Source organism: Metabacillus idriensis (assembly GCF_050483325.1).
Lineage (GTDB): Bacteria > Bacillota > Bacilli > Bacillales > Bacillaceae > Bacillus_P > Bacillus_P idriensis_A.
Map to the genome: position 1 here is coordinate 1 of NZ_JBCMYF010000003.1, position 2,974 is coordinate 2,974.

General features: G+C 52.6%; 1 rRNA gene. It reads left to right on the plus strand.

The features are described from left to right. The first annotated feature begins 27 nt into the window (after nucleotides 1-27). Nucleotides 28-2,958, plus strand: a 23S ribosomal RNA gene (locus ABEQ24_RS02360). Nucleotides 2,959-2,974 lie beyond the last annotated feature (16 nt).

Here is a 2,974-nt window from a genome sequence, read left to right on the forward strand (position 1 = left end):
CGCATCTTTGATGCGGATGACCATTTAGGTTAAGTTATGAAGGGCGCACGGTGGATGCCTTGGCACTAGGAGCCGATGAAGGACGGGACTAACACCGATATGCTTTGGGGAGCTGTAAGTAAGCTTTGATCCAGAGATTTCCGAATGGGGAAACCCACTGTTCGTAATGGAACAGTATCTTTATCTGAATACATAGGATATTGAAGGCAGACCCGGGGAACTGAAACATCTAAGTACCCGGAGGAAGAGAAAGCAAACGCGATTTCCCAAGTAGCGGCGAGCGAAACGGAATTAGCCCAAACCAAGAGGCTTGCCTCTTGGGGTTGTAGGACACTCTATACGGAGTTACAAAGGAACGGGGTAGATGAAGCGACCTGGAAAGGTCCGTCAGAGAAGGTAAAAACCCTGTAGTCGAAACTTCGTTCCCTCCAGAGTGGATCCTGAGTACGGCGGGACACGAGAAATCCCGTCGGAAGCAGGGAGGACCATCTCCCAAGGCTAAATACTCCCTAGTGACCGATAGTGAACCAGTACCGTGAGGGAAAGGTGAAAAGCACCCCGGAAGGGGAGTGAAAAGATCCTGAAACCGTGTGCTTACAAGTAGTCAGAGCCCGTTAATGGGTGATGGCGTGCCTTTTGTAGAATGAACCGGCGAGTTACGATCCCGTGCAAGGTTAAGTTGATGAGACGGAGCCGCAGCGAAAGCGAGTCTGAATAGGGCGTTTTAGTACGTGGTCGTAGACCCGAAACCAGGTGATCTACCCATGTCCAGGGTGAAGTTCAGGTAACACTGAATGGAGGCCCGAACCCACGCACGTTGAAAAGTGCGGGGATGAGGTGTGGGTAGCGGAGAAATTCCAATCGAACCTGGAGATAGCTGGTTCTCTCCGAAATAGCTTTAGGGCTAGCCTCAAGTATGAGAGTCTTGGAGGTAGAGCACTGATTGGACTAGGGGCCCTCATCGGGTTACCGAATTCAGTCAAACTCCGAATGCCAAAGACTTGCTCCTTGGGAGTCAGACTGCGAGTGATAAGATCCGTAGTCAAGAGGGAAACAGCCCAGACCACCAGCTAAGGTCCCAAAGTATACGTTAAGTGGAAAAGGATGTGGAGTTGCTTAGACAACCAGGATGTTGGCTTAGAAGCAGCCACCATTTAAAGAGTGCGTAATAGCTCACTGGTCGAGTGACTCTGCGCCGAAAATGTACCGGGGCTAAACGTATCACCGAAGCTGTGGACTGTTCTTACGAACAGTGGTAGGAGAGCGTTCTAAGGGCGTTGAAGCTAGACCGTAAGGACTGGTGGAGCGCTTAGAAGTGAGAATGCCGGTATGAGTAGCGAAAGAGGGGTGAGAATCCCCTCCACCGAATGCCTAAGGTTTCCTGAGGAAGGCTCGTCCGCTCAGGGTTAGTCGGGACCTAAGCCGAGGCCGAAAGGCGTAGGCGATGGACAACAGGTTGATATTCCTGTACCACCTCCTCACCATTTGAGCAATGGGGGGACGCAGGAGGATAGGGCAAGCGCGCTGTTGGATATGCGCGTCCAAGCAGTTAGGCTGAGAAGTAGGCAAATCCGCTTCTCATATAAGGCTGAGCTGTGATGGCGAGGGAAATTTAGTACCGAAGTTCCTGATTCCACACTGCCAAGAAAAGCCTCTAGCGAGGTGAGAGGTGCCCGTACCGCAAACCGACACAGGTAGGCGAGGAGAGAATCCTAAGGTGAGCGAGAGAACTCTCGTTAAGGAACTCGGCAAAATGACCCCGTAACTTCGGGAGAAGGGGTGCTTTTTAGGGTTCATAGCCCTGAAAAGCCGCAGTGAATAGGCCCAGGCGACTGTTTAGCAAAAACACAGGTCTCTGCGAAGCCGCAAGGCGAAGTATAGGGGCTGACGCCTGCCCGGTGCTGGAAGGTTAAGGGGAGAGGTTAGCGCAAGCGAAGCTTTGAACCGAAGCCCCAGTAAACGGCGGCCGTAACTATAACGGTCCTAAGGTAGCGAAATTCCTTGTCGGGTAAGTTCCGACCCGCACGAAAGGCGTAACGATCTGGGCACTGTCTCAACGAGAGACTCGGTGAAATTATAGTACCTGTGAAGATGCAGGTTACCCGCGACAGGACGGAAAGACCCCGTGGAGCTTTACTGTAGCCTGATATTGAATTTTGGTACAGCTTGTACAGGATAGGTAGGAGCCTTGGAAGCCGGAGCGCAAGCTTCGGTGGAGGCATTGGTGGGATACTACCCTTGCTGTATTGAAATTCTAACCCACAGCCCTGATCGGGCTGGGAGACAGTGTCAGGTGGGCAGTTTGACTGGGGCGGTCGCCTCCTAAAATGTAACGGAGGCGCCCAAAGGTTCCCTCAGAATGGTTGGAAATCATTCGCAGAGTGTAAAGGCACAAGGGAGCTTGACTGCGAGACCTACAAGTCGAGCAGGGACGAAAGTCGGGCTTAGTGATCCGGTGGTTCCGCATGGAAGGGCCATCGCTCAACGGATAAAAGCTACCCCGGGGATAACAGGCTTATCTCCCCCAAGAGTCCACATCGACGGGGAGGTTTGGCACCTCGATGTCGGCTCATCGCATCCTGGGGCTGTAGTCGGTCCCAAGGGTTGGGCTGTTCGCCCATTAAAGCGGTACGCGAGCTGGGTTCAGAACGTCGTGAGACAGTTCGGTCCCTATCCGTCGTGGGCGCAGGAAATTTGAGAGGAGCTGTCCTTAGTACGAGAGGACCGGGATGGACGCACCGCTGGTGTACCAGTTGTCTTGCCAAAGGCATCGCTGGGTAGCTATGTGCGGAAGGGATAAGTGCTGAAAGCATCTAAGCATGAAGCCCCCCTCAAGATGAGATTTCCCATCACGTAAGTGAGTAAGAACCCTGAAAGATGATCAGGTTGATAGGTCTGAGGTGGAAGCGCGGTGACGTGTGGAGCTGACAGATACTAATCGTTCGAGGACTTAACCACAGTCTAATAAAGTGTA